General features: G+C 46.1%; 17 protein-coding genes. 9 read left to right on the top strand and 8 right to left on the bottom strand.

Annotated elements, in window-relative coordinates; translation table 11 throughout:
• Positions 1-4: 4 nt before the first annotated feature.
• Entirely contained in the window at positions 5-2,368 is a 2,364-nt protein-coding gene (locus ACYX4J_RS11235; protein WP_476176615.1) for a M1 family metallopeptidase, read from the top strand.
• 107 nt (positions 2,369-2,475) lie between these two features.
• On the top strand, positions 2,476-2,961 hold the full coding sequence (locus ACYX4J_RS11230; protein WP_444927979.1) for a DUF6702 family protein: 486 nt from the start codon (positions 2,476-2,478) through the stop codon (positions 2,959-2,961).
• 170 nt (positions 2,962-3,131) lie between these two features.
• Here the strand turns inward: ACYX4J_RS11230 and ACYX4J_RS11225 are convergent, their stop codons facing one another.
• The 4 genes from ACYX4J_RS11225 to ACYX4J_RS11210 form a co-directional block, all read right to left on the bottom strand.
• Positions 3,132-3,689: a hypothetical protein gene (locus tag ACYX4J_RS11225; RefSeq protein WP_476176614.1), complete on the bottom strand. Its 558-nt coding sequence runs from the start codon at positions 3,687-3,689 to the stop codon at positions 3,132-3,134.
• Between the two features lie 530 nt (positions 3,690-4,219).
• Positions 4,220-4,435 carry a hypothetical protein gene (locus ACYX4J_RS11220; protein WP_476176613.1) on the bottom strand — a complete coding sequence of 72 codons (216 nt, stop codon included), beginning with the start codon at positions 4,433-4,435 and terminating at the stop codon, positions 4,220-4,222.
• A gap of 165 nt (positions 4,436-4,600) precedes the next feature.
• The gene (locus tag ACYX4J_RS11215; RefSeq protein WP_476176612.1) at positions 4,601-6,928 is read right to left on the bottom strand and encodes a TonB-dependent receptor; all 2,328 of its coding nucleotides are present in this window, start codon (positions 6,926-6,928) and stop codon (positions 4,601-4,603) included.
• Positions 6,929-6,970: 42 nt separating this feature from the next.
• Positions 6,971-7,693 carry a DUF1826 domain-containing protein gene (locus ACYX4J_RS11210; protein ID WP_476176611.1) on the bottom strand — a complete coding sequence of 241 codons (723 nt, stop codon included), beginning with the start codon at positions 7,691-7,693 and terminating at the stop codon, positions 6,971-6,973.
• Positions 7,694-8,356: 663 nt separating this feature from the next.
• Between ACYX4J_RS11210 and ACYX4J_RS11205 the strand changes: the two genes are divergently transcribed.
• The 3 genes from ACYX4J_RS11205 to ACYX4J_RS11195 all read left to right on the top strand — a co-directional run bounded on the left by ACYX4J_RS11205 (position 8,357) and on the right by ACYX4J_RS11195 (position 12,913).
• Positions 8,357-10,582 (top strand): S46 family peptidase, encoded by a 2,226-nt coding sequence (locus ACYX4J_RS11205; RefSeq protein WP_476176610.1) that lies wholly within the window; start codon positions 8,357-8,359, stop codon positions 10,580-10,582.
• 390 nt (positions 10,583-10,972) lie between these two features.
• Positions 10,973-12,277 carry a S8/S53 family peptidase gene (locus ACYX4J_RS11200; RefSeq protein WP_476176609.1) on the top strand — a complete coding sequence of 435 codons (1,305 nt, stop codon included), beginning with the start codon at positions 10,973-10,975 and terminating at the stop codon, positions 12,275-12,277.
• Between the two features lie 114 nt (positions 12,278-12,391).
• A complete protein-coding gene (locus ACYX4J_RS11195) occupies positions 12,392-12,913 on the top strand; it encodes a DUF4166 domain-containing protein (RefSeq protein WP_444897474.1) in 522 nt (173 codons plus the stop codon).
• Between the two features lie 68 nt (positions 12,914-12,981).
• On the opposite strand, the gene biuH is transcribed toward ACYX4J_RS11195, so the two are convergent.
• The gene (gene biuH, locus ACYX4J_RS11190) at positions 12,982-13,704 is read right to left on the bottom strand and encodes a biuret amidohydrolase (RefSeq protein WP_444897473.1); all 723 of its coding nucleotides are present in this window, start codon (positions 13,702-13,704) and stop codon (positions 12,982-12,984) included.
• 602 nt (positions 13,705-14,306) lie between these two features.
• Between biuH and ACYX4J_RS11185 the strand changes: the two genes are divergently transcribed.
• From ACYX4J_RS11185 to ACYX4J_RS11175, 3 genes are all read left to right on the top strand, one after another.
• On the top strand, positions 14,307-15,209 hold the full coding sequence (locus ACYX4J_RS11185; RefSeq protein WP_444897472.1) for a prohibitin family protein: 903 nt from the start codon (positions 14,307-14,309) through the stop codon (positions 15,207-15,209).
• Between the two features lie 290 nt (positions 15,210-15,499).
• Positions 15,500-16,291, top strand: coding sequence for a penicillin-binding transpeptidase domain-containing protein (locus ACYX4J_RS11180; RefSeq protein ID WP_444897471.1), 792 nt, complete (start codon positions 15,500-15,502; stop codon positions 16,289-16,291).
• Between the two features lie 116 nt (positions 16,292-16,407).
• Entirely contained in the window at positions 16,408-17,235 is an 828-nt protein-coding gene (locus ACYX4J_RS11175) for a DUF2059 domain-containing protein (RefSeq protein WP_476176608.1), read from the top strand.
• Positions 17,236-17,430: 195 nt separating this feature from the next.
• On the opposite strand, the gene ACYX4J_RS11170 is transcribed toward ACYX4J_RS11175, so the two are convergent.
• Positions 17,431-19,320: a potassium transporter Kup gene (locus ACYX4J_RS11170; RefSeq protein ID WP_476176607.1), complete on the bottom strand. Its 1,890-nt coding sequence runs from the start codon at positions 19,318-19,320 to the stop codon at positions 17,431-17,433.
• Between the two features lie 304 nt (positions 19,321-19,624).
• Between ACYX4J_RS11170 and ACYX4J_RS11165 the strand changes: the two genes are divergently transcribed.
• Positions 19,625-21,265 carry an acetolactate synthase large subunit gene (locus tag ACYX4J_RS11165; RefSeq protein ID WP_476176606.1) on the top strand — a complete coding sequence of 547 codons (1,641 nt, stop codon included), beginning with the start codon at positions 19,625-19,627 and terminating at the stop codon, positions 21,263-21,265.
• A 49-nt stretch (positions 21,266-21,314) separates the two neighbouring features.
• Here the strand turns inward: ACYX4J_RS11165 and ACYX4J_RS11160 are convergent, their stop codons facing one another.
• Both ACYX4J_RS11160 and ACYX4J_RS11155 read right to left on the bottom strand, forming a co-directional pair.
• Positions 21,315-22,547 (bottom strand): TackOD1 domain-containing metal-binding protein, encoded by a 1,233-nt coding sequence (locus tag ACYX4J_RS11160; protein WP_413662142.1) that lies wholly within the window; start codon positions 22,545-22,547, stop codon positions 21,315-21,317.
• 305 nt (positions 22,548-22,852) lie between these two features.
• Complete coding sequence (locus ACYX4J_RS11155; RefSeq protein WP_444913159.1) at positions 22,853-23,878, bottom strand: HlyD family secretion protein; 1,026 nt, start codon at positions 23,876-23,878, stop codon at positions 22,853-22,855.
• Positions 23,879-23,883: the final 5 nt, after the last annotated feature.

The raw sequence follows: 23,883 nt of genomic DNA, 5'->3' as shown, positions 1-23,883 counted from the left end.
ACCAATGAATATAAAATTACTCGGCCGCTTAACTGTGGCATGGCTTGCTATGTCCGGAACCTCGGGCAGCTTTGCCGCAGATCCACTAAATGTAACCGGTGATAAGTTCCGCCAGCTGGAGGAACTACTGCCGACACCGAATAGCTATCGCACAGCTTCGGGAGCCCCTGGTCATGCCTATTGGCAGCAGCAGGCGGACTACGATATCAAGGTTTCATTGGATGATGATAAGCAACTGATCACTGCTTCAGAGACCATCACTTACACCAATAATTCGCCGGACACCCTGCGTTACTTGTGGGTGCAACTGGATCAAAATCGCTTCAAGCCAAATTCCTCTGGTAATTTGGCGACGCCGGTTGATATGGAAGCTATTGAACCGGACACCATTCCATTTAAGAGTTTTCGTCGTGCAGTAGTATCCGGTGAATTCCCAGGCGGATACCAGATTACTAAAGTGGCTGACACTCGGGGTAGGGAGCTTCGCCATACTATTGTCGATACCGGCATGCGAATTGACTTGCCCCAGCCTCTGGCCTCAGGTTCCAGCGTGAGTTTCCAGATTGACTGGGCTTACAAGGTTATTGAGCAGAAAGCACTGGGTGGGCGTTCCGGTTATGAATATTTTGAGCGCGACGATAACTACTTATACGAGATAGCCCAATGGTTCCCTCGTATGGCTGCATATAACGATGTTAGCGGGTGGCAAAACAAGCAGTTCCTGGGACGCGGCGAATTTGCGCTGGAGTTTGGGGATTATCGCGTTGCTATTGAAGTGCCAGCAGATCATATCGTTGCTGCAACCGGTGTTCTTCAAAATCCCAAGGATGTATTGACCTCCATGCAGCGCGAGCGTTTGAGAAAGGCTCGAGTAGCCAGTAAGCCTGTGATGATTGTCACTAAGGATGAAGCGCTGGAGAACGAAAAAAGTCGTTCAAATAAGCGTAAAACCTGGGTATTTGAAGCTGAGAATGTACGTGACTTTTCTTGGGCTTCGTCACGTAAATTCCTGTGGGACGCACAGGGTTACAAGAAGGGTGGAACCGATACGATGGCTATGTCCTTCTACCCGGAAGAGGGCACTCCACTGTGGGACAAGTACTCAACAGAGTCCATTATTCATACAATAGATATCTATAACCGCTACAGTTTTGACTATCCCTATCCGGTCTCTATTTCCGTCAATGGCCCTGTGGGGGGAATGGAATACCCCATGATCACCTTCAATGGTCCGCGCCCTGAAATTGATGAGGAGGACCGCAGCAAGCGTACTTACTCTCGCCGCACCAAGTATGGGCTTATCTCTGTGATCATTCATGAGGTGGGGCACAATTATTACCCTATGATCATCAACTCTGATGAGCGTCAGTGGACCTGGATGGATGAGGGCCTGAATACCTTCGTACAGTTCTTGGCTGAACAGGAATGGGAAGAGAAGTATCCATCCCGCCGTGGCGATGCACGAAAAATTGTCGAGTATATGAAGAGTGAAAACCAGGTTCCGATTATGACGAACTCGGAATCTGTGCTTCAGCTTGGTAACAATGCCTACGGTAAGCCTGCAGCTGCACTGAATATCCTGCGTGAATCCATTATGGGGCGTGAGTTGTTCGATTTTGCTTTCCGGGAATATGCCCAGCGTTGGAAGTTCAAACGCCCTATGCCTGCGGACTTTTTCCGCACTATGGAAGATGCATCAGGTATGGATCTTGATTGGTTCTGGCGTGGCTGGTTCTATACTACCGATAATGTCGATATCAGCCTTGATGCGGTCCATCATTACACAGTAGGCACCAAGAACCCTGAAGTGGAAGGTCCCTGGAAACGGGCCCAGCATGAAAATGAGCCAGACACTATCACTGTAATTGAAAACCGCGAACGAAAGCTGACTCGCATCGTTGATGGTAAGCCGGAGCTGGAAGACTTCTACAACAAGCACGATGAATTTGATGTCTCCAATGCGGACAGCAATAGCTACCAAAGCCAACTTGAAGGGCTTGAGGACTGGGAAAAGGACATGCTCAAAGTAGAGAGCAATGTCTATGTAATGGACTTTAGCAATATTGGCGGCCTGGTAATGCCGTTACTCCTGCGCCTGGAATATGAAGATGGAAGTATTGAGGACTTACGTATCCCTGCGGAAATCTGGACTCGCAATGCTAAGAAAACTTCCAAAATGCTGGTGCGGGACAAGAGCAAGGTACTCAAGTCAGTAGTGCTCGACCCCCACTGGGAAACAGCAGATGTTAATGTGGAGAACAATTTCTACCCACGCCGAATTATCAAGTCTCGCCTGGAGCTATTTAAGGATGAGAAGCCGCGTAACTTGATGAAGGATTGGGACGTAGAGCTTAAAGAGGAAGATTAAGCCTTGGAAGAAGTGCAGCTCTGCGGCAGTGGGCCTGGAGAGCTGCACTTAGTGCTCTTTACTTAACGTATCCACCTGAAACATTCATTATGTTGTGGTAGTAATTGATGAAAGTTTTATTTTCCTTCTTGTTGATAGTAACGACCTCGATATTTACACTCCAGGCAAATGCACATCGCTATCATTTTGGTTTGACCGACCTCTCCGTAAACGAGCGCACTCAAACACTGGAGGTCTCCCATCGTTTTTTTGTTGCTGATATTGAAAAGGCCTTATCAATAAGTGCCAGTAAAGAATTGAATGAAGCACAAAAACAGATGGAGAGCTATGTCAATTCAAGATTCCAGATTAGCCAGGAAAATGGTGAGTTGTTGAAGCTCAATTGGGTAGGTGTGGAGTCCGATGTTCATGACATCTGGATATATCAGGAAATACCTTTGGTAGATATTTCCAGCAAAAAATTGAGTGTTAAGCAATCAATGCTCATGGAAATTGAGCAGGATCAAGTGAATACTATAAATGTCAATCGAGGTAAGAAAACCCAAAGTTACACCTTAAAACCAGGTGGGAGTAGGGTAGAGTTTGCCTTATAAGCTGGAAATTTATCAGATAGCATCTAATTTTGTGCTTGTCTGAAGAGCTGTAGTTCAGGGTTGACCTGACAGAAGACCTTTTGAAAACCGGTAACTGTCAGATCAAATCTGAACTGATGCAGTCAAAAGCAGAATAGCTCAATAGGCTATACGTCCACTCTTGAGAAAAGTTAAATTACTTGCCCCGTTACCGGCATATATATCATGGTTGTATGGGAGTTGCCGTTATGATTACTATCTTTACCAAAAAAATGAGCCATATCTAGTAGCTCCCAACCGCCTGTATTTCCATCAGTAAAAACACAGTCACTTTTATTGCCTGCTCCATGACCATTTGAGGTATGAATCATTACATGTCTCATAACTCCTAAATTTGATAGAAAACCAACGAAGCAGCCCTCCGGCAAGGTCATTAAATCGTGCAGAGTATTAACTGATCGGGTTCTGGGGGTGGCTCCAAAAATTCTATTGTAGTTATTGTTACCAGTAACATTATAGTTTTTGTTGTCCATGGTTACACTTGGGCAGTTTATACCCTTGGCGCTCCAGGCACAGTAGAGCGCAGCGTCCCAGCATTGCAAACTGCTTAGTTTTGTATAAAGGGAAAGCTCTGGTCCTGTCAGAGTGCCGTTCATGAAAGCGGGTTTCGCATTTCCCATCGCCTCAGCTAACAGACGCGTTCTTCTACCTGGTGTTTGCCCCTCAGGGATTAAGGTCATTAGTGGCATTTTTGTTCCTTATTTTTATGCTTAGAAGTTGTTTTCTAAATGTTAATGCACCAAATGAATCGCATTGAAGCCATGATAAATGAATGGCGGACCTAACTGTTAGAAAAAAGTGCTATTTGTAATGCTGTGTTTTAGTCGGCTAATGGCAATCTCTAGATGCGACTCTTTATTTTATATTTTTTGATTAAATGGCCGCGCTTTGTGGGCGGCAAGTCGTAAAACCCTACTTGGTATCAGGGGTTTCATTTTCGTAATTTCCGTTTCAGATCTTTAGTTTGAGTAACTGTGATCTCTGGTATCAATTTCTGGATGTTATTAACGGCTTCATGTTGCTTGTAAAGGCAGTTGAGTTGAGGTCGCTATGGTTGTTTTAGCTTGGAGTAATAGCTAGATGTAAATCTTTCTTAAATTATCCGCATCGATGGGTAGGGTGTTTGGATTTCCTTATAAAACTATTAATCTGGAGTCACATAATGCCAGTCGAGGCTATTGTGTCCTTTGGTTTTGGTGGTTTTTGGTTGTCTCCGGGGTTATATTCCTTCACGTACTTGTTTAAACCAGCTGAGTACTTTCTTGTGGTGTTCTTGCCCGTATAAGAGAATAAAATTACGGGTGTGGTAATTCTTGTTGTCCTGCAGTGCATTGATGCGCTCATCAACAAATTCTGGTGTTAGTTCGATGCCGCACTCTACCGTAATGCAATGTAGCCAAGCGTTGAAATTCTCTGGTACTACTGGCTGGGTCATAATAACTCCTAATTATTTTCTTGGTGCCTACGGGCCCTAAGGGAAGTTCTTGTGAAAACGCAGGGATTTATCTAAGTTCTTATTGAGGGCAATTTATAAAATGGAAAAACCACCGGCAATGATTACTGCTGGTGGTTTGATTGATTGACTAAAGCCTTTCCCTGACTAAAACATGCCTCGCAATCCAACACTAAAGTTCCGCCCCGGCAGTGGAGCAAGTTCCTTTAGGAAGGATGAATGCACGTAAGCTAACTCGTCAGTTAGATTGTTAGCCTTCAGGTAAACGGTGAGGTCGTGTTGGCTTCCTTGAAAAGTGTATGCAAGCTCAGTATTCAAAAGTGTGTAAGCAGCGGTGCTGGTTTCCAGTTCTGATACTTTGTTTTGCTCAAACGCGTGCGTAATCTCAATTCCTGCATCCCATCCATTGGAGCTATAACTTAACATACTGCCCAATCGTGCAGGTGGAATGCGAGGCAGGTTACCTCCGTCATCTAACTTTCCACGAACAGTGTCTCCCCACAGTGTTAATGTGAGTGGCTTGGATATTTGCCAGGCAAATTCAGCTTCTAGCCCGTAGAGTGTCGAATCAGCTTGATCGAAGACAAAAACGGGTAATTCGCCATGATCGTGACTCTCTTCTTCCTCATCGTGACCATGCTCTTCAATATCTTCGCTGGTGTAGCCCGTATTTCGCTCGTAGTAGAAATTATCAACCTGGTTGTAGAATAGATTCAGCACCCAGCCGATATTTCCGGAATGCCGGCGAAAACTGAGGTCAATGTTGTTGGAAACCTCTTCCTCAACATTGTTCTCGTAGTAAAAATAGGGCTCTTCTGTGTCATCCAGTCTAAATAGTGCGCCGACTTCGAAGGTGCTGGTGCCAATATGGGGACCATAAGAAAAAAGTTCAGCGGCACTGGGTGCTCGTTGGGCGTGGGTAAAAGAGATGCCGGCATTGTAATTAGCGGCAATGTCCCAGACCAAGCCGGCAGAAAAGCTATAGGGTGTGAAAGCTAACTTATCGAGATTTCCCCCCTCCCAGTCATCATCGGTGGCTTCGATAGTGACTCTTTCGATTCGGGCTCCTAACTGCCATAGGAACTCTCCCGTGTGCTTTTCCTGTATTAGCCCAATCGCTGAGCTTTCCGTTGTGCTCGGCGGAGTGAATGCCTCTTCGCCTATTGCTTCAAAATCGGTGGTTTTGCTTTCCAGGGTTATTGCACCACGCCAGCCGGCCATCTCTTGCAGCAGCAGGTTGACCCGTGCTTGCAGTGTTTGATTACTGAATGTCGTACCGATAGCGTTGTTTTCGATCTCAGAATGTTCGTAGTCTGTGTAGCCAATTCTGGCATCCAGGCCGCTCAACCATGGGTTATCCAGTGACAGTTCGCTAGCCAATTGCCAGCGGTCCTGTTTCAAGTCAGAGACTACTTCTAACTCTTCTTCATGCTCGTCATGATGCTCTGACTCATCTTCCTCGTGTTCCTCATGTTCTTCAGCGCGCGAATGGCTGTGCCCGGGAATACCGTTAATTCGCTCCAGGCGTCCATAGGCAAGGCCGATTGAACCATTATCTAAAAACCAGTTGCCACCGATGTTGAACCCTTTGCTTTTTGAGTCACTGTTCTCTAATACCCCACTGGATTCTTCGCCATAGTCGCTTGAGGTGGGAATTTCATAGTCGTCACTTTTGCGCCAGAAGCTGTCCACGTGATACGCCAGCTGATCATTGCCGCCGGTATGAGCCAGCGAGGCTTCGCGCTCATCTGCCACGGTATTGCTTCCCAGCGAATAAGCAGTCCTGTTTTCACTAGAGGTAGGGATCCGCTCATCTACCACATTGACTACGCCACCGATGGCTCCTGAACCATAAAATAAAGTGGCAGGCCCCCGCAGGATTTCTATCTGCTCTGCAGTAATGGTCTCAGTGGCGACGACATGGTCTGGGCCAACTCGGGAGGCATCGGCGCTATCGAGCCCATTTTGGGTAATCAGAACGCGGGGGCCGTTGAGTCCGCGGATGATGGGACTACTGGCTACTGGTCCAAAGTAGCTGGAATGAACCCCTACTTCATTCTTGAGGGTTTCTCCCAAAGTGGAGGCTTGTTTTCGACGCAGCTCTTCGCCGGCTATCACTGTTACTGGTTGTGCTGATTCAATGGTGGAAGCATGTAATGGTGTGGCTGTTACGTCAATTTGTTCGATAACAGTGTGTTGCAAGGTAACCTTCAGGGGCTCATCCTGACCAGCTTGTAAAATTACTGTCTTATGGCTGTGCCCCGGGGCATTGATATGGATCTCGCGGAGCTGTGAAGTATTCACCTCAAGTGAAAATCGGCCCTGCGCATCTGTTTGTGCCTGCTGTCTACTTCCCGCGACTTCAATACTAGCGCCATAGATGGGCTCTCCAGAAGAATCTAATACCTGGCCGGAAATCCCATGGGCCAGGTTAGATAGGGTCATCAGTGCGAAAAGGTTCGCAGTAAGTTTCATGAGTTATTCCTTATAAGATTTTTACGTCCAAGTGCACGCTAGTTACTCGTCGGCGGACCCGAAATCGAAAGTGAGCAGTAGTCGCAGTTGGCCGGGATCGACACTGGGTGAGCGATGGATTAGGCCGAATCCTTCATTGCCTTCCCAGAGTTCACCTTTGAGTAGAGCAACTGAGCCGCATGCCAAGTGATGGATGGAAGTTGAAGGAAATTCCTGGTTGGCCTTCAAGTCGAGTGTATGAGGGTCAATAGAGTCTGGTGTCAGCCACTCTGTCCCGGTGCCCAAATAGGTTGTAATCAATCGGCAAGGCACTCGGTCTACGTGAAATTTGGGGCACATTGCACCGCTTAAGGTTGTTAAGCGAATGCCGACTCCGCTTAACTCAAACAGGTAACTGAACATATCTGCCAGTAGCTGGATACCAGCACATAGGTGCGGGTAGGGCTTAAGCTCCGGTAATACTTCAGCGAGACGGTCAATCTTGGTGGTGGGAAGCAGAATCCGGCGGTTGGGATGCACAGCGCTATTTAGAAGAGATTGGCAATCATAGGCTATGTCTTTGGGCAGTTCTCTTTGCCAGATAGCCATGTTGATATCAGTTTGGAAAATATCTGCCAAAATTTCTCCGGTATCTGCAGACACGGACCGGCGGGTATTTGGCTCCTTTACCTCAGATACTCCTTTTCCAAGTGGAACCAGCTCCGCATTGTTTATCTGTGTAATCAGTGGCTCACGGCTTCTTTCGTTAGAGTAAATCAGGCTCAAGATATGCTCCTCTTAAGTAAATTCGGCTAGCGAAAATGTTTTCCGCATTGTTTATTTGCTTTGCTCTTAATGAGCGAGAGCAGGGTGTTAGTGAGGTTCCCGGCTGAAAGCGTTCAATCTTCAGTTGTGGAGATGATATAACGTATCATATTTAGGTTGGTGAGATTAGGCAACCTCCAGGTATTGAAGAGGAAGAGGGGTTTTGGAGTCAAAATGATCGAGCTGATGTCGGTCGTTGGGATGAGACGGTGGATGTTGTAACAGGAATAGGCTTTCTGAGGTGTGCGGGTATGTGCTTACGGGTAGTGAGTTACTTCGCGATATCTCACTGAGGGTCATACTGTTTATCGCAAATATCTTTCTTGTTGTCGGCGCAACTTACATTTTACTCAGATCTGGTGGATCTAAAATGATATAATGTATCAATCGTATCTTTGTGGTTTATCCAAATTGGGTGGAAGAGCCAGGAAAATAATGGCGATGATTGGCCGGCTTCAAGTAAGGTCTCAGATTCGTGTTGGTCTACAGCCGAAGAGGGTATGTTACTCTGTCAGCTTGCTGTGTTTGTAGGTGAATTTTCGGTGTTTATGCCGCAAAAAACAGGGTTAGTGTTGGGAAGCATCCAAAGCTCACCTGTTATTATTTAAATATTGCTGAGTAAATATGAAAATAAATAATTCTATTGTTTACGGGGTTGCAACTGCTGCACTACTCGCTGGAGCCAGTTACTCCAGCCTTGCTGCAGAGAAAGAAAGTGTTTCGACCGAGGGGATGTGGCAGCCTCACCAGTTGCCTGAATTGTCCAAGGAGCTTCGCAGTCATGGCCTCGAGCTGGACCCAGCCAGCATGACCAAGCTTACTGAATTCCCTATGAATGCGGTGATTAGCCTGGGGGGGTGTTCCGCTTCCTTTGTCTCTCCCACGGGATTGGTGATTACCAACCACCACTGCGCCTACGGTTCAATTTCATACAATTCAACTGAATCCAAGGATTTACTGGCGGAAGGTTTCCTGGCCGGGGATTTAGCGGAAGAGTTGCCTGCTGCACCTGGATCCCGTGTCTATGTCACCGTTGCAATGAACGAAGTGACGGATAAGGTTAATGAGCGCCTGACTGATGAGATGGATGGTGCTGCACGTTTTGCCGCAATCGAAGAAGCAGAGAAAGCGCTGGTTTCCGAGTGTGAGAAAGATCCGGGCCATCGCTGTGAGGTCTATAGCTACTACGGCGGTTTGAATTACTACCTGGTTAAGCAGCTGGAAATCCGCGATGTGCGTTTGGTTCATGCGCCGGCGTCTTCGATTGGCAAATTCGGCGGCGATATCGATAACTGGATGTGGCCTCGCCATACCGGCGATTACGCTTTCTACCGCGCCTATGTTGGCAAAGATGGTAAACCGGCTGATTATTCCAAAGATAATGTCCCTTACGAGCCCAAGCACTATTTGCCTGTAGCGGCAAAAGGGCCTAAAGAAGGTGATTTCGTGATGGTTGCCGGTTATCCGGGGCGTACAAACCGTTATCGCACTGCCCAGGAAGTGGAAAGCAACTTCAACTGGTATTACCCAAACATGCAGCGGGTATTGGGTGAGTGGTCAGAAACGATTGGTGCGGCTACCGCCGACAATAAAGATGCAGAGTTAAAGTATGCAAGTCTCGTGGCAGGTTTGAATAATTACTCTAAAAACTTTACCGGCATGATGGAGGGTTACCAGCGTAGCGATCTATTGCAGCGTAAAGAAAAGCTGGAAAAAGATTTGCAAGCTTGGGTGGATTCAGACAAGGCCCGCGAGAAAAAATACCAGTCGACGATCGATGATCTCGAGGCGCTGGTTGTAGAAAAAGAATCAACCCGTGAGCAGGACCTGGCCATCGATTATATGGATCGTTCAGCCATGCTGGGTGCCGCGAGCAAACTGTATCGATTGGCCAAAGAGAACGAAAAACCGGATGCTGAGCGCAAGCCGGGTTATCAGGAACGGGATCTAACCCGATTCAAAGAGGGCATGCGTCGTATAGAGCGAAGCTATCACCCATCAGTCGACAAGCAGATCTGGCTTTACTTCCTGGACCGTTACCAGGCGCTCCCAAAGAAGCAGCGTATAGCCAGCTTTGATCGTTACTTGAATATCGGCAAAGGCAATACTGATCTAGAGGCAACTCTCGACAAAATGTATAAGGAAACAGAGCTTTCCGATGTCGAGGTACGTGAAGCGTGGATCGGTAAAAAGCCTGAAGATTTCAAAGAGAGCAAGGATCCGTTTATCCAGCTGGCAGTGGCCATGTACGATGATATGCTTGCCCGTGAAGAGCATGAGGAATCCATGAAAGGGCGTTTCGCCCAATTGCGCCCACAGTATATGGAGATGCTGATAGATTATTACCACTCCCTAGGTAAGCCGGTCTACCCGGATGCAAATAGCTCTCTTCGCGTGACTTATGGCCTGGTTAAAGGCTATGAGCCACCAGCTGGAACAATTAAAGAGGCAGCAGATGGTAATGACGGTAAACAGGGCTTTGTACCTTTTACAACATTGCGTGGTATTAAGGCAAAGTATACCGGCGAAGACCCCTTTGATGCTCCCAAGGCTTTGATGGAAGCGATCGATAAGAAGAACTATGGCCGTTACTATGAAAAGCAGCTGGATTCAGTACCGGTTAATTTCCTAAGTACCGTAGATATTACGGGCGGTAACTCAGGATCTCCGACAATGAATGGTCGCGGTGAGTTGGTGGGAGTCGTATTTGACGGAACCTACGATAGCATCAATGCTGATTGGGACTTCACTGATAGTACCCGGGCGATTCATGTCGATATCGCTTATATTCTCTGGGTAATGGAGAATATTGATGGGGCCGGATACTTGGTTCGGGAGATGGGCCAGTAGTTGGGGGCTTCATAATTTTAAAACTGATAATAGCTGAATCCGCATTATCAGGCATTCCCAGGAGGAGCAAGGCTCCCCTGGGGGTGTTACTTTCCATAGTAATGATTCCCGCACAGCTTCACTCAGTAAGATACAGTGTTGAGGCCACTCTCTTTCTTTAGGACTCGTAGTTTTCTTTTCATATTGAAAGGTACGAATAATTCGTCAACTTGATTCGACTTTCTGGATCTTTGCTTTATAGCTCGAATGCTAGTTCGCTTTGTTGCGTTCCAAGGTATTCCGTGATCCTATTTCCAAACTGCAATTGATTCCTGTCAGGGGCAAGTTTTCCCGTGGCCTGTTGCAGTCAATAATCACTAGTTGATAGTTTAAAACAACAAGGAAATAGTTTTGAATAGGATAATATTAGTAGTCGTACTAATGCTGAGTGGCTTCAGTGTATTTGCGGAAACTCCAAATGTTGAACAAGCTAAAGATTCTCTCGGGGTAATTAAGGAGCTAACCCCATGGCCTTGGGAAGAGCCGGTAACTCCAATTCTTGAAGAGTATATGGCAGCTGAATTTGATCAATACTCAGGGATGGCAAAATCCCACTATATGGTTGAAGAATTGCTGATGCACAAGTGGGGCCAGTCAATCACAGAATTTATTGTATTAGCTGAGCTTCTGTACACGTTTCAGCCAGAAGATTACCAGGAGCAATACAGGCCGGAATTTGATGCCGCTATTGCCGACCTGAATCTATTCAGATTGGCAATTAATGAGTTACTGCTTCCCCATGTACCCGGTTATAAACTGAAACAGCAAATTTTGACTAAACGCTTTGATGGCGAGGGTATGGTAATTGCTGTCTTTGATTTGTTTGATCCGACACGCTTACAAGAGCAGCGCGAACAGTATCCCAATATTGAAGCAGAAGTTGCCTTTGGTGATCCCATTACTTTCCTTCATGGTAACACCGTAATTGATATCATTTTGGATATTGCTCCGAAGGCGACTATTGTACCCGTTAGTGCTGAGAGCAAAACTTATAATGATGCAATGGCCTATATGCGGTATCGAGATGACATTAGTGTGATCAATATGAGCCGTGCATTCCATATCACCAATGACCAACTAGACCCAGAGTTTGCAGAGCATCTTTCCGCTATTTTACAAAGTAAGATTTTTACCAAGTCACTGGGAAATACAGGTACGGATCTTGAGCATAACAACTCCGATGTGAGAGAGCGCTTGGAACTACCGCCACTCGGCAGCTTCTTTACCTATGACCTGGATTTAATCAGGGCATTCCTTGCTCAGAATGAAGGGCAGGCCGGTGCTGAGAATTTGTTTTTTGCAATCAACCTCCAGCCATTCTCAAATGAGATCTCACTTACGGCGACGGTTCCGGGTTACAACCCCTTGGCTATTAGGCAGAGCTTTGCTATTGCCGGCGATGCAGTATATTCAGCTTCCAGTCAAAACTTTGAGTCTGGTAGCTCTTTTGCCGCGCCTCAACTAGCGGCTGTCAGTCTATTGCTCCTTGAAATGGCAGACTATTATGGCCTTAGCAGGGTAGAAGCTGCTCAAATAGTGAGCAAATCATTGAAAGATAATGCTCGCCGCAGTTGGTTAGGTGATCACAACACCGGGCTTGGGTTCGTTGACGCCCACCGGGCTATGAGCACTATTCTGAGAGCGAATAGCAAATAAGCTTGATTTAGTCATCGAGTTGAATGAGAGTTCGCTGGCAGGTTGAATATTTGCAGCCTGCCAGTTACCTGTATAGATGGTACTGCGGGTAAAGGAAGTGAATAGGAGTGAATATTGAACATACTTTCTGCTCATATGGGGTCCTCATTCAATGAATTATCTCCACTGTTGCAATTTGCACACACTGGGGTGAAGAGGTATGAGGGTTCTGTTGTAGTCAAACGAGGTGGAGTTATTGCGAATACTATTTGTTCAATATTTAGATTCCCGAAGGCGAGTTCAAGTTCGCAGTTAGTTGTAGATTGTGGACACTTTTCCGATCGGATGGATTGGGTGAGAGATTTCGATGGGTTCAAGATGAGTTCATCATTTTATTCAGAAAAAAACTACCTGGTAGAAAAGCTCGGTCCTCTAGAAATGCAGTTTACCGCTCATAGTGTCAACGGAGCCCTCGAATATCAGTTTTCGAAAACAAAGTTGTTTGGTATACCTCTGCCAAAATTTCTTTGGCCTAAAGTCACGGCTTATGAAACAGCAAGTGAAGGGCAATATCAATTCAGTGTCAGCGTACACATGTTTCTAGTAGGGTTCATCTTGTCATATGCTGGCGAGCTGAAAGTTAAGGAGCCTGCTTGATTTAAAGCATAATTAGGGAAGAGCGACCTCTGTAACAAGCTCTACCCTAACTATCACACTTTATGTACTCACCTGTTCTTAGATGCTTCTGCTAAGCCCTTTAGGAGTTTCTCACTATCTGCATGAGCGCCAAAGACGCCCCCCTGCATAGTAATCATCTTGAGAGCCGACTCATGGTTGCCGATGTCGGTAGCCCCAGTGCAGTCTGATAGAAGCAGGCACTCGAATCCTCGATCATTTGCTTCCCTCATGGTGGTGTGTACGCATACGTCGGTTGTAACGCCCACGAGAATCAAGTTATCGATCCCTTTAAGCTTGAGTATGAGCCCGAAGTCTGTAGAAAAGAAGGTACCTTTGCCAGGCTTATCAATAATGACCTCACCAGCTTTGGGCGCTAGTTCAGGGATCACGTCCCAACCAGGTTCCCCTCTGACTAAAATACGTCCACATGGTCCTGGGTCGCCGATACCGGCAACAATTTGTCGCGAGCGCCAGCGTTTGTTTGGAGGGAGGTCAGAAAGGTCGGGGCGATGCCCCTCCCGGGTGTACATAATGTGATAGTTTTCTGCCCGCATCGCATTCAATACTTGCTGGATGGGTTCGATGGGCTTGCGCATTGCCTCCAGGTCATATCCCATCTTGTCGACATAGCCGCCGGGGCTGCAAAAGTCCACCTGCATATCAATAACCACGAGAGCGGTGTTTTCTGGCCTGAGATCCCCATTATATGGCCACTTGTATGGGTTGGCCTCGACAGGGCCATTTTTGTCCGATGAATCTGAAGTACTCATTGTCAAGGCCTCTACTTATTGATAGAGAAAGTGATTGCTAATGGATAATAGCGTTGATTGAGAGCTTGATTGAATGGCAAGGCTTTATCGGGCGCACAATTCTTGCTTAGGTGAGGCATAGCTGGATTTGCATAAGTAATAAGTGCTCATCTGGTAGTGGTTTTAGGCGTATCTCTCCTATATCTTTTATTCATGAAGGGCCAAAAATATTTTGACATATATTTTTGTGTATACGTGTCTCTTCAAGTATTTGATCAAATTTAAAAGGCGGTTTTTATTCGTATATCTAGCATTTGAAATTGCGAATGCGATTTTATTGTGCGCTAAATATCTACAAACAAGATCGCGGTTGGATAGTTGAAGCTTACTTCTATATTACGGTTCAAAGAGTTCGTTCCACTGATATGTGGAAGTGAAACGTCATACTTTTTTTATTGAAAAATTATCTATATCATCCTGCGGGTCATTTTGAGTGAATTTTAGTGGGGCTTATTTGGTACTCCCTTCTGGTTTAGAAATATAGGGATTAAAGAATATCCGCTTATGTATTCATCTTTGAAGTTAAGAACCGTTTTTGGATGTAAGTAGTTAAAGGAAAGTTTGTGGAAAATCTTAAGAAGGGAATTTTCGCTGGTGTTGCATTACTGATTATTCCTATCGCCATGGGGACTGTTTTCACGGTTGACGAGGGGCACGTAGGAATTGTAAAGCGATTTGGTAAGGCAATCTCACAGGTTGATCCTGGAATTCATACGAAAGTCCCATTTATGGACAATGTGGTCGAAATCGAAGTAAGAACCCGGAAAAATGTTGAGACGATGAATGCCGCCACTGCAGAACAAATGCCGTTAAAAGCAGTGACTGCGGTGAACTGGACGGTAACTCGCAGTGCAGCCATTGATTTGTATAAGCAATATGGCGGTTTGGAACAATTTGAACAGCGGATTCTCGATCCCAGGCTGAGAAGCGCCAGTAAAGCTGGTTTGGCTGAATTCAAGGCAGAGCAGATTATCCAGAACCGGAATGCAGCAATTCGACGTATTGAGGAACTCTTGGAGGAGGAAACCAAGGGGTTGCCTATGGAATTGGGAGATGTACAGATTGAGAGCATCAGCTTGCCTCCCAAGTACATCCAATCTATTGAAACCAAGCAGACAGAGTTGAACCTGGCGGCTGCCGAAAAGCATAAATTGGAACGTCAAAAACTGGAAGCGCAACGTGAGGTGAATACTGCTAATGCGCGCCGTGATGCCACCAAAGCTAAAGCAGATGGTGAAGCCCATAAGATTCGTGTAGAGGCCGAGGCGGAAGCTTTTGCGATTCTGGAGAAAGGGGAAGCGGAAGCCGCAGCGATTAAAGCAAAAGCTGATGCGATTGCCAGAAACCATACCTTGGTTGAATATATCCGCGCGCAGCAATGGAATGGTCAAATGCCTTCAACGATTATGGGTGGCGATCAGCCAATTCTGTGGGATATGGGGAATAACTCAGACCGCAGAAATTAAGATGGCCCAAAGCTAGATTTTTGCTCGCTTTTTACACAAAAGGTTTGGCGTTTATCAATAGGAAACGCCAAGCCTAGTTTGTTCAGTTGGCAGTATTTCCTAAATTCTAAATGATGGTACAGTTATTACTTAATAAGGACTGTTTGTTAGTCTCTTAGTTACTTGACTTGCCAAGTAACTCCTCCCAATACCCGAAAGGTACTTTTCGGTGTGCTAATTACCCAGTTTATCCGGATTAAATTTATTGATGTTCCTCGGGTATTACGCACTCTAAATCAAGGAGATTCCGGTTGAAACACTTTATATGGTTTATCACTGCTGCAATATTGGTTTTTGGTGTCAGCAACTCGGTGATTGCAGAAGATGGGGGCTCATGTAGCAAGTTATGTACTTTTGTGCTCAAGAATAGTCGGACCTCAGAATATACGGTAATTAATAGGGAGAGGGCAGCCAGGCAGTTCACACCATTCTCTACTTTTAAGGTTCCAAATACCCTTATTGCACTTGACTTGGGTTTAGTTGAGAACCTGTTACAAGAGCTAACCTATAATCATGACAAATACCCGGCTAAAGGGTGGTGGCCTACAATCTGGTCAGAAAGACCTTTGACAATTCGCGAAGCATTTCAAAATTCAGCGGTTCCGATCTATCAGCAATTAGCAACGGAGATTGGCGCGAAGAGAATGAATCAGTATTTGGCAGGTTTTAATTATGGTAATCGGGATGCTTCGTCTGGTATTGATACCTTCTGGCTCAATGAGAGTATCAAAATATCCGCGTTGGAGCAGGTAGACTTCCTGGAACGTTTATTTACTGGTCAATTACCTGTATCGCAGTCAGCTATAGATAAAATTAAAGAAGTGATGCTGGTAGAGGAGACTGATACCTATAAGTTATATGCAAAAACAGGAGGAGGGCCAATAGCTAAAAATAAGGCTTTAGGCTGGTATATTGGAATTGTAGAGTCCAATAACAATATTCATTATTTTGCGATTAACATAGATGGCAGCAGTTTTCGGGAAGTACAAAAGAAAAGAATTGAAATTGCCAGAAAGAAACTATCTGAGTTGGGGGTTATTTAGGCTCTTTATAGCAAAGCTGTGGTACGTCTGTTTTGCAATGGTTAGGGCTTTTTGATTGATTGTTGGGAGTCAATCGGCATAATGGCGATCAAATTCACTTTCATATGGGGCTTCCTATGGGAACTCAAACTGTAAAAGTTATATTTGCTTTATTTATCACCACCTTTTGCTCATTATGCCTGGCCGCCGATAAAGTAGCCAATTTGGATAAGCTTCTGCTTGTATCGGGTTTCACCAAGCAGGTTGAGGGGTTTCCTGAGCTAGTAAAATCTGGATTTGCGGAAGGCGTACAGCAAGGTGCACCAATTCCTCAGGATAAACTGCAAAAGATTCTTGAAAGTGCAGATAATACAATTTTACCGTCCATCATTATGGAAGAAGTGCGCTCGTCACTGAGTACTTCTCTGACCGATAAAGATGTTGAGGTCTTATTGGCTTGGTATGAGTCAGATATCGGTAAGAAAATTACTAAGGCTGAAGAGGAAGGAAGCTCTGAAGAGGCATTCCAGAATTTGATGGCTAATGCACAGCAGTTGATGGCTGACACAAAGCGCGTTGAAATGGCAACTCGTATTGATCAGCTCGTTGGTGCTACCGATATAGCGATGGAGATGCAGGTCTCTACGGGTATTGCTGTCTATTCCGCAGTGATGGCAGTGATGGCTCCCGGCCAAGAGATCAATCTAGATGCTTATAAGGCACAAATGGAGGCAATGAAGCCCCAGATGCGTCAAAATGTTGAGCAATTTGTAACTCTCTCTTTCGTGCAAACTTATCAAGGATTCGACGATGCAAGCCTAGCGAAATATGAGGAGTTCTTGAGCCAACCAGAAGCTAAAAAATTCAACTCCTCTTCAATGGCAGGGCTAAATAAAGCTCTAACACAAGTAATCGGCCGTTGGTCCGGTGATATGGCCTCTATACTTAAGAGTGAAGCGAACTGATTATGGGGTAGGGAGCTCCTGAATATCTTTGTGCTTTCTAATTAGATATTTAGGGGTTCCTCGGCCTACAGCCTGCTTCCATATTAGCCGTAAAGGAAGCAGGCTGGTATGATCAGCATGTTTTAACTATTTCTCTCTATACTCTAAGGTGAGTTTCATAAGCTCGTCAGTTATTTGATAAAATAGCTTGTCAATTCAGATCATTATATTCTCTTGTACTTCGACAGTCCTGTTAGCCGGGATACGATAATATTCAATAGCACTGCTTGAATTCCTTACCATTGCAGCAAAGATCCGCTCTCGCCAATTTGCCATTTTGCTATAGCCACCTTTAACAGGAAATATATTGTATCGGCAGGTAAAGAAAGAAGACTTACTTGGATCTATATCCAAAAGGTGCATTTTGTTGAGTTTATTTATGGCCCCTTCGACATCTGGGCGTTCCATATATCCATAGCGTAAGATTAGCCTGAAACATCCCTCTCTTATCTTGCTAATGATTGCTCGGTTCTTTGGGAGTACTTTTGGTGTGTTGGCCGACGTAACGGTTAGGAAAAGGTTCTTTTCGTGAAGGACACTGTTATGTTTCAAATTATATATCAGGGCATGAGGTACAAAGAGTTGATTGGTTCCCACAAATATTGCAGTTCCAGGTACTCGTAATGGGGGATTATCAAAAAGTGAGTTTAAATAGGGTTCCAATTTATAATTCTTACCCTGCAAGTAACAATTTATTGCTTTTTTTCCATCTCTCCAAGTAATCATCAGCATCGCAATAAAGGCGGCTAAACTTATAGAGAACCACCCCCCGTGGCCAATCTTTGCCAGGTTTGAAGTAACAAAGGCAAAATCAATAAAGGCAAAGAATGAGCCGACAGCCAGGCAAATTATCAGATTGTATTTGAGGTAGTGGCGATACACGATTGCTGCAATGCAGGAGGTAATCAACATTGCGCCACTCACTGACACACCATAAGCACTAGCCAGGTGGACTGAGCTTCCAAAGAGAATTGCCACCAGTATTACCGCTGTCATTAATAGGTAATTGACCCCGGGCATATAAACTTGTCCCACGAGTGCTGATGACGTGTGCCGGATGGCAAAACGGGGCATCAAGCCAAGTTGGATTCCTTGTTTTGTCAGGGAGAAGGTCCCTGAGATACAGGCCTGGGAAGCGATGCAGGTTGCTACAGTTGCAAGAATAATCATTGGGTAGAGCGACCAGTCCGGGTACATCCGGTAAAAGGGGTTGTCTACCGCAGAGGTGTCACTAATCAGTAGAGCGCCCTGTCCCATATAGTTCAACACCAGGGCGGGGAACACCAAACCTATCCAGGCAATTCTTATAGGCATGCGTCCAAAATGCCCCATGTCGGTATATAGAGCCTCTCCTCCGGTAAACACCAGTAACACTGCACCTAATATCCAGAATGAAGCCATGCCATGGTTAGTGAGGAAGCTCACAGCATGCAGGGGATTAATGGAGTGGAGGATTACAGGGTTCTGGAGCACCCAGTAAAGGCCCGCGAGCAGCAAAACTAAGAACCAGATGGCGGTAATCGGGCCGAACAGTTTCCCCACGGTTTCGGTACCGAAGCGCTGTACAAAAAACAATCCAAAGAGTATGCCGATAGAAATTGGCAGGATAAACGGTTTTAGAGTCTTATTGACTATCTCCAGTCCTTCGACTGCGGAGAGAACTGAGATGGCTGGTGTGATAACGGCATCACCAAAAAATAGTGCCGCCCCACAGATCCCGCCACCGATAATAAGCTTTCTTAATAATTCTCGCCCTTTTGTCGCTTCCAGGGCCAGTGTCATCAGCGCCATGATCCCACCTTCCCCTCGGTTGTCCAGGCGCATTACCAATAAGACGTACTTAATAGTGACAATGAGGGTAAGTGCCCAGAAGACAGCAGAGACCCCACCAATAATGGTCTCGGTGTTATGGGGAATTCCAAACCGGGGGTGGAAAATTAGTTTAAAGGCGTAGAGAGGGCTGGTACCGATATCACCAAATACAACCCCGAGAGCGGCAAGTGATAGAACCCAGTGTTTTCTTGCGCCTTCTGAGCGAGATTCCATTTGCAACTCTTATCATCCGGTGTCATACAAAGGCAGTGATTTAATACTTATCAGGGAGTTTGCTGTCATCAATTGGATGGTGGGTATCAGCGCGCAAGAAATTAATTTTCCCTGAGACTGATCTTAGCAATACATTGCTAAGGCACCATGTGAGCTACTGTGCAGGGTGCAAACTTACGAGCCGATAAAGTGAGATGTAAGAGAGGTATCCGCGTAAATGAGCAATCGTGTCAGGCAGTTATAAAAACGGCTCTTTTGGCGGGGATCTTATTGTTAGTAAGGTGGGACTACAGGAGCCTCCCCAATGAAAGCATCGGACCTTTTTATTCGTGCCCTAGAGAAAGAGGGTGTTGAGTATATCTTCGCGATTCCTGGTGAGGAAAACCTGGATATGCTGGAGTCTTTGCGGGGCTCAAAGATAAAACTAATTGTCACGCGCCATGAGCAGGGTGCCGGTTTTATGGCTGCCACCTATGGTCGGCTTACGGGCAAGCCAGGTGTCTGTATGTCTACTTTAGGTCCGGGGGCCACGAATCTGGTGACTGCCGCAGCTTATGCCCAGCTCGGTGGAATGCCGATGGTGATGGTCACCGGTCAAAAACCTATCAAAAGTTCCAAGCAAGGGCAGTTTCAGATTATTGATATTGTTGACATGATGCGCCCCCTGACCAAGTTCACCAAGACCATTGTGGGTGGAGACTATGTGCCAGCCCATGTCCGAGAAGCCTTCCGGCAATCAGAGGAGGAGCGGCCGGGGGCAACCCACTTGGAATTCCCCGAAGATATTGCCCGTGAACACTCCACCATGCCGGTTTTGGAGCCCAGCTATAACCGCAGGCCAATTGCCGAAGAAAAGGCGGTGCGCAAAGCTGCAGAAGCGATTGAGGCATCCCGTAAACCACTGCTGTTGGTGGGAGCAGGTGCAAACCGTAAATTAACCGCTAAAATGTTGCGCAAGTTTGTCGACAAGCTGGGTGTTCCGGTGGTGACAACTCAGATGGGTAAGGGAGTAATCGATGAATCGGGCCCGCATTTTATTGGAAATACCGCGCTATCCGATGGGGATTTTGTTCACCGGGCCATTGAGCAGGCCGACCTGATTATCAATGTGGGCCACGATGTCGTAGAAAAGCCGCCTTTCTTTATGCGTCCCGGTGGCCCGGAAGTTGTACATATCAACTTCAATTCAGCGCAGGTGGATCCAGTCTACTTCCCGCAAATAGAGGTGGTCGGCGATATTGCCAACAGCTTGTGGCAGCTGGACCAGCACTTGGAACCCCAGGATCACTGGAGTTTTACCGATGCGCACCGTATCCGTGCCGCGCTTCAAAAGCACATCCAGGAGGGCTCAAATACCACCACTTTCCCAATTCGTCCGCAGCGACTGGTAAAGGATCTCCGCGAAGTGATGCCGGAGAAGGGCATTATTGCGCTTGATAATGGCATGTTCAAAATATGGTTCGCGCGGAATTATCCTGCTTTAGCCCCGAATACCGTGCTGCTCGACAACGCACTGGCAACGATGGGGGCGGGCTTGCCTTCGGCAATGGCTGCCAAGTTGGTGTGCCCAGACCGCCGTGTGGTCGCAATTTGTGGGGATGGGGGCTTTATGATGAACTCCCAGGAGATTGAAACGGCAGTTCGATTAAAGCTTGACCTTATCGTACTTATTTTGCGCGATGATGCCTACGGTATGATCAAGTGGAAGCAGGCCATGATGGAGTTTGATAACTTTGGTCTGGATTTTGGTAACCCTGATTTTGTCGACTATGCAAAATCCTATGGTGCTCATGGCCACAGAATAACGGCCACGGATGAGTTTAAGCCGATGATAGAAAAATGCTGTAGGGCGGGTGGGGTCCATCTCGTGGATGTGCCCGTGGATTACAGTCACAACGACCGTATCCTGAACCATGAAATTAGGGAGTTATCGAGTAAGTTGTAGGCGTTAGCCGGCTCGGGTAAGGTGGTTGTGACAGGGGGGCGGCTTTCTTTTAAACAAGCTCCTCGGGCCCAAGTACTTTAAAGTAGGGGCCAATATCCAGCCTTATGGAGGACATGGCAATCTTGATCATTTCCCTTCGGTCCTCGAGAATGTCCTCCTTAGCGATACCATGCAGAACCATATAATCCTCATATTTCCCGGTAATAAAGTCCTCTTTCCGTATACCTTCGTAAGCTCTACATAAAACTCCATGAAGGTTCTCTATGAATTGGCGGCGGCTCTGCATTGTTTGTCGGGGCCCATGCTCGACTTCGAGTTCATGAGCATGTTCGTAGTTGATATTCACCAAGCAGAAATTTGTTTTGTTCTCTTTCCAGGCTCTTGCCGCCTGGTTGAGTTCTACGATCAGGGTGAAGGGTAGGTCAGCGAACATAGGGTTATGGTCAGTAAAATCGAGAAATGCATAGCCAGCTCTTAGGTAGCTACTGGCGCGTTCCGTAATGTCGTAGCTGTGAATGTCCCCGGTGCGTATGGATTCGCTGTCGGTATCTTTCTGGCAGTTGAGGCACAAAAAACCTATCTCCACTTCTGAGCTGGCGTGACCGCAAGCATTACAAATAAGCAAGGTGCCGGGTTTGTCGTAGTCACTGCCAAAGTGCAAAAGCTCCTTGCGGCATTTTGGGCATATCAGGTCTTCACCTTCCCTGAAGTCAGCTTCACGCCCCAGGTAGGCGCAGCTGAAATGGTGCAGATAGAAGTCTTCGGTAAGGTTAGAGGATCTGCATACCGCGCACTCTTCACGGACATTAAACTGGGAACCTCCACAGCCGTTACAGATATGGCGTCGATCGAAAAACTTGCCCTGTAGAAATCCTGATTCGATCAGTTTTTCACATTCCGTCACAACCGTCGGGCTATCGAGGATAATATTAAAATCAACAGTCGCTTTGGAGTTGGGGCTATAGTGCGGCGAGAGACTTACGCCAGATACAAATAATCGCGCTAGTATTTTGTCGCTATCTTTCTGAGTGGTGTGGAAATCCAGGTGGACTTGCGCGCGCCGATAGTGAAAGTCGTCAATAACCTGGCTCACAACGGGCATATCCTGCGCACTAAGCTTTGAGCAATCCAGATCTGCCTTCTCGCCGACTGTTCCAGTGAGATCAATAACCGGGAGTAGATACAAGCCACCACGCATATGCCATATATGCGTCAGGTCATCTACTGATGCTGGCTCCTCAATCAAAATAGCGTCTTTGGATTCACCGGTATGCGATGTCACCTTAGAGTCACCGGGCCAGCGAAAAAAGCTATATTCGTCACTTAGAAAGGAGATACTGATTCCTCCACGCCTATATAACTTTTGGCGCTTGAAAGATTAAATGAGTGTTTTAGCTTATTTCATGCCAGTTATACGTAACTGTGTAACCTGTGGTGTATATGGCGTCCCTTTAACTGAATAGATTGTTGAGTATTTAAGAAAAGATAGGTGAAAAATTGGCAATAGGCAGGGATAGGTGCCCTACGTCCCTGGCAGGAATTAGGAATAACCGTATGACATAAAAGGTAGTCGTCATCTGGGGGGAGTTAATTGATAAATTTATCAATAATGACATCAATCCAGTCAATCTTTAGGGTTATGGTAACTTTCTCGTTCACCGGAAATTTTGATGGGTCAAGTAAGACTATTTTCGCTAACTGATTACGCGATGTGGGCTTAAATGTATTTTGGAACTCCTGGGGTAGTGCGGCTGAGAGGGGGATCATTTCTACTAGTACCCCTTTGTCTTTAAAGCGTCCACCAGTAACCAATACCTCCATTCCAGGCTTGATCACGAATTGATATTGATTGGGTAGATAGGCTAGGACATAGGCTTCCCCGGTGTAGATAGACATAAGGGGCTCCCCAGCATCATAGACATTGCCGACATGGGGGACTGAAGCCCCAACTAGACCAGAAGTGGGGCTTTGAATAATACCGTTATTGTAATGCTCCTCCAGTTTTCTTAGCGCTTGTTCGGAGCGATAAATTGCCTCATCAACAGATCTACGTTTTCCTTCCAGGGTGGCGCTTTCAACTTGTAATTTTACCAGGGTTTCACTGGCCTCGAAGTTATCTTTCAATACATCTTGGTAACCGACTTCGCTGACTACTCCTTTATTTGCAAGTTTATTGATTCTATCTACGATTCGGCCAATTTGTACTTTACGCTCCTTGGCGGGAGTGAGTAGTTTTTTAGCAGTCTCTGCCAATAAAGTGAATTCAGCAGAAATCTGTATTAGGTTAGCTTGGCGGGTGGAGAGATCGGCGATTCGCTCCAGTAGCTCCATTGATTCAATCCTTAAGAGTAGTTCGCCCTCTTTAACAGCTTGTCCTTCATCTACGGCAACCTCTACTACTTTTACCAAGTAGCCCATTTCAATAACGCTTTGATCGCGCAACACCAGTCCATCGCTTCGCAGTAGAAACCAGTCACCCCATATATAGCGAATAACGCCAATACCAAATAGGATTAACATGGCTAAGTATATTCGACGGCTTGCAGAACCCCGGGTTTTTCGCTGTTCACTTTCGAAACTATCAGGGCGTAATCGTTTTCGCAGAGCCTTCATAAAAA

Source organism: Microbulbifer sp. ABM4_008 (assembly GCF_056311705.1).
This window is presented reverse-complemented; position numbering and strand designations above follow the sequence as displayed.

Coding starts and splice junctions, on each gene's coding strand:
- ACYX4J_RS11170 (WP_476176607.1), bottom strand. CDS start 19,320: ATGGAATCTCGCTCAGAAGGCGCAAGAAAACACTGGGTTCTATCACTT.
- ACYX4J_RS11165 (WP_476176606.1), top strand. CDS start 19,625: ATGAAAGCATCGGACCTTTTTATTCGTGCCCTAGAGAAAGAGGGTGTT.
- ACYX4J_RS11230 (WP_444927979.1), top strand. CDS start 2,476: ATGAAAGTTTTATTTTCCTTCTTGTTGATAGTAACGACCTCGATATTT.
- ACYX4J_RS11225 (WP_476176614.1), bottom strand. CDS start 3,689: ATGCCACTAATGACCTTAATCCCTGAGGGGCAAACACCAGGTAGAAGA.
- ACYX4J_RS11155 (WP_444913159.1), bottom strand. CDS start 23,878: ATGAAGGCTCTGCGAAAACGATTACGCCCTGATAGTTTCGAAAGTGAA.
- ACYX4J_RS11175 (WP_476176608.1), top strand. CDS start 16,408: ATGGGAACTCAAACTGTAAAAGTTATATTTGCTTTATTTATCACCACC.
- biuH (WP_444897473.1), bottom strand. CDS start 13,704: ATGAGTACTTCAGATTCATCGGACAAAAATGGCCCTGTCGAGGCCAAC.
- ACYX4J_RS11235 (WP_476176615.1), top strand. CDS start 5: ATGAATATAAAATTACTCGGCCGCTTAACTGTGGCATGGCTTGCTATG.
- ACYX4J_RS11205 (WP_476176610.1), top strand. CDS start 8,357: ATGAAAATAAATAATTCTATTGTTTACGGGGTTGCAACTGCTGCACTA.
- ACYX4J_RS11220 (WP_476176613.1), bottom strand. CDS start 4,435: ATGACCCAGCCAGTAGTACCAGAGAATTTCAACGCTTGGCTACATTGC.
- ACYX4J_RS11215 (WP_476176612.1), bottom strand. CDS start 6,928: ATGAAACTTACTGCGAACCTTTTCGCACTGATGACCCTATCTAACCTG.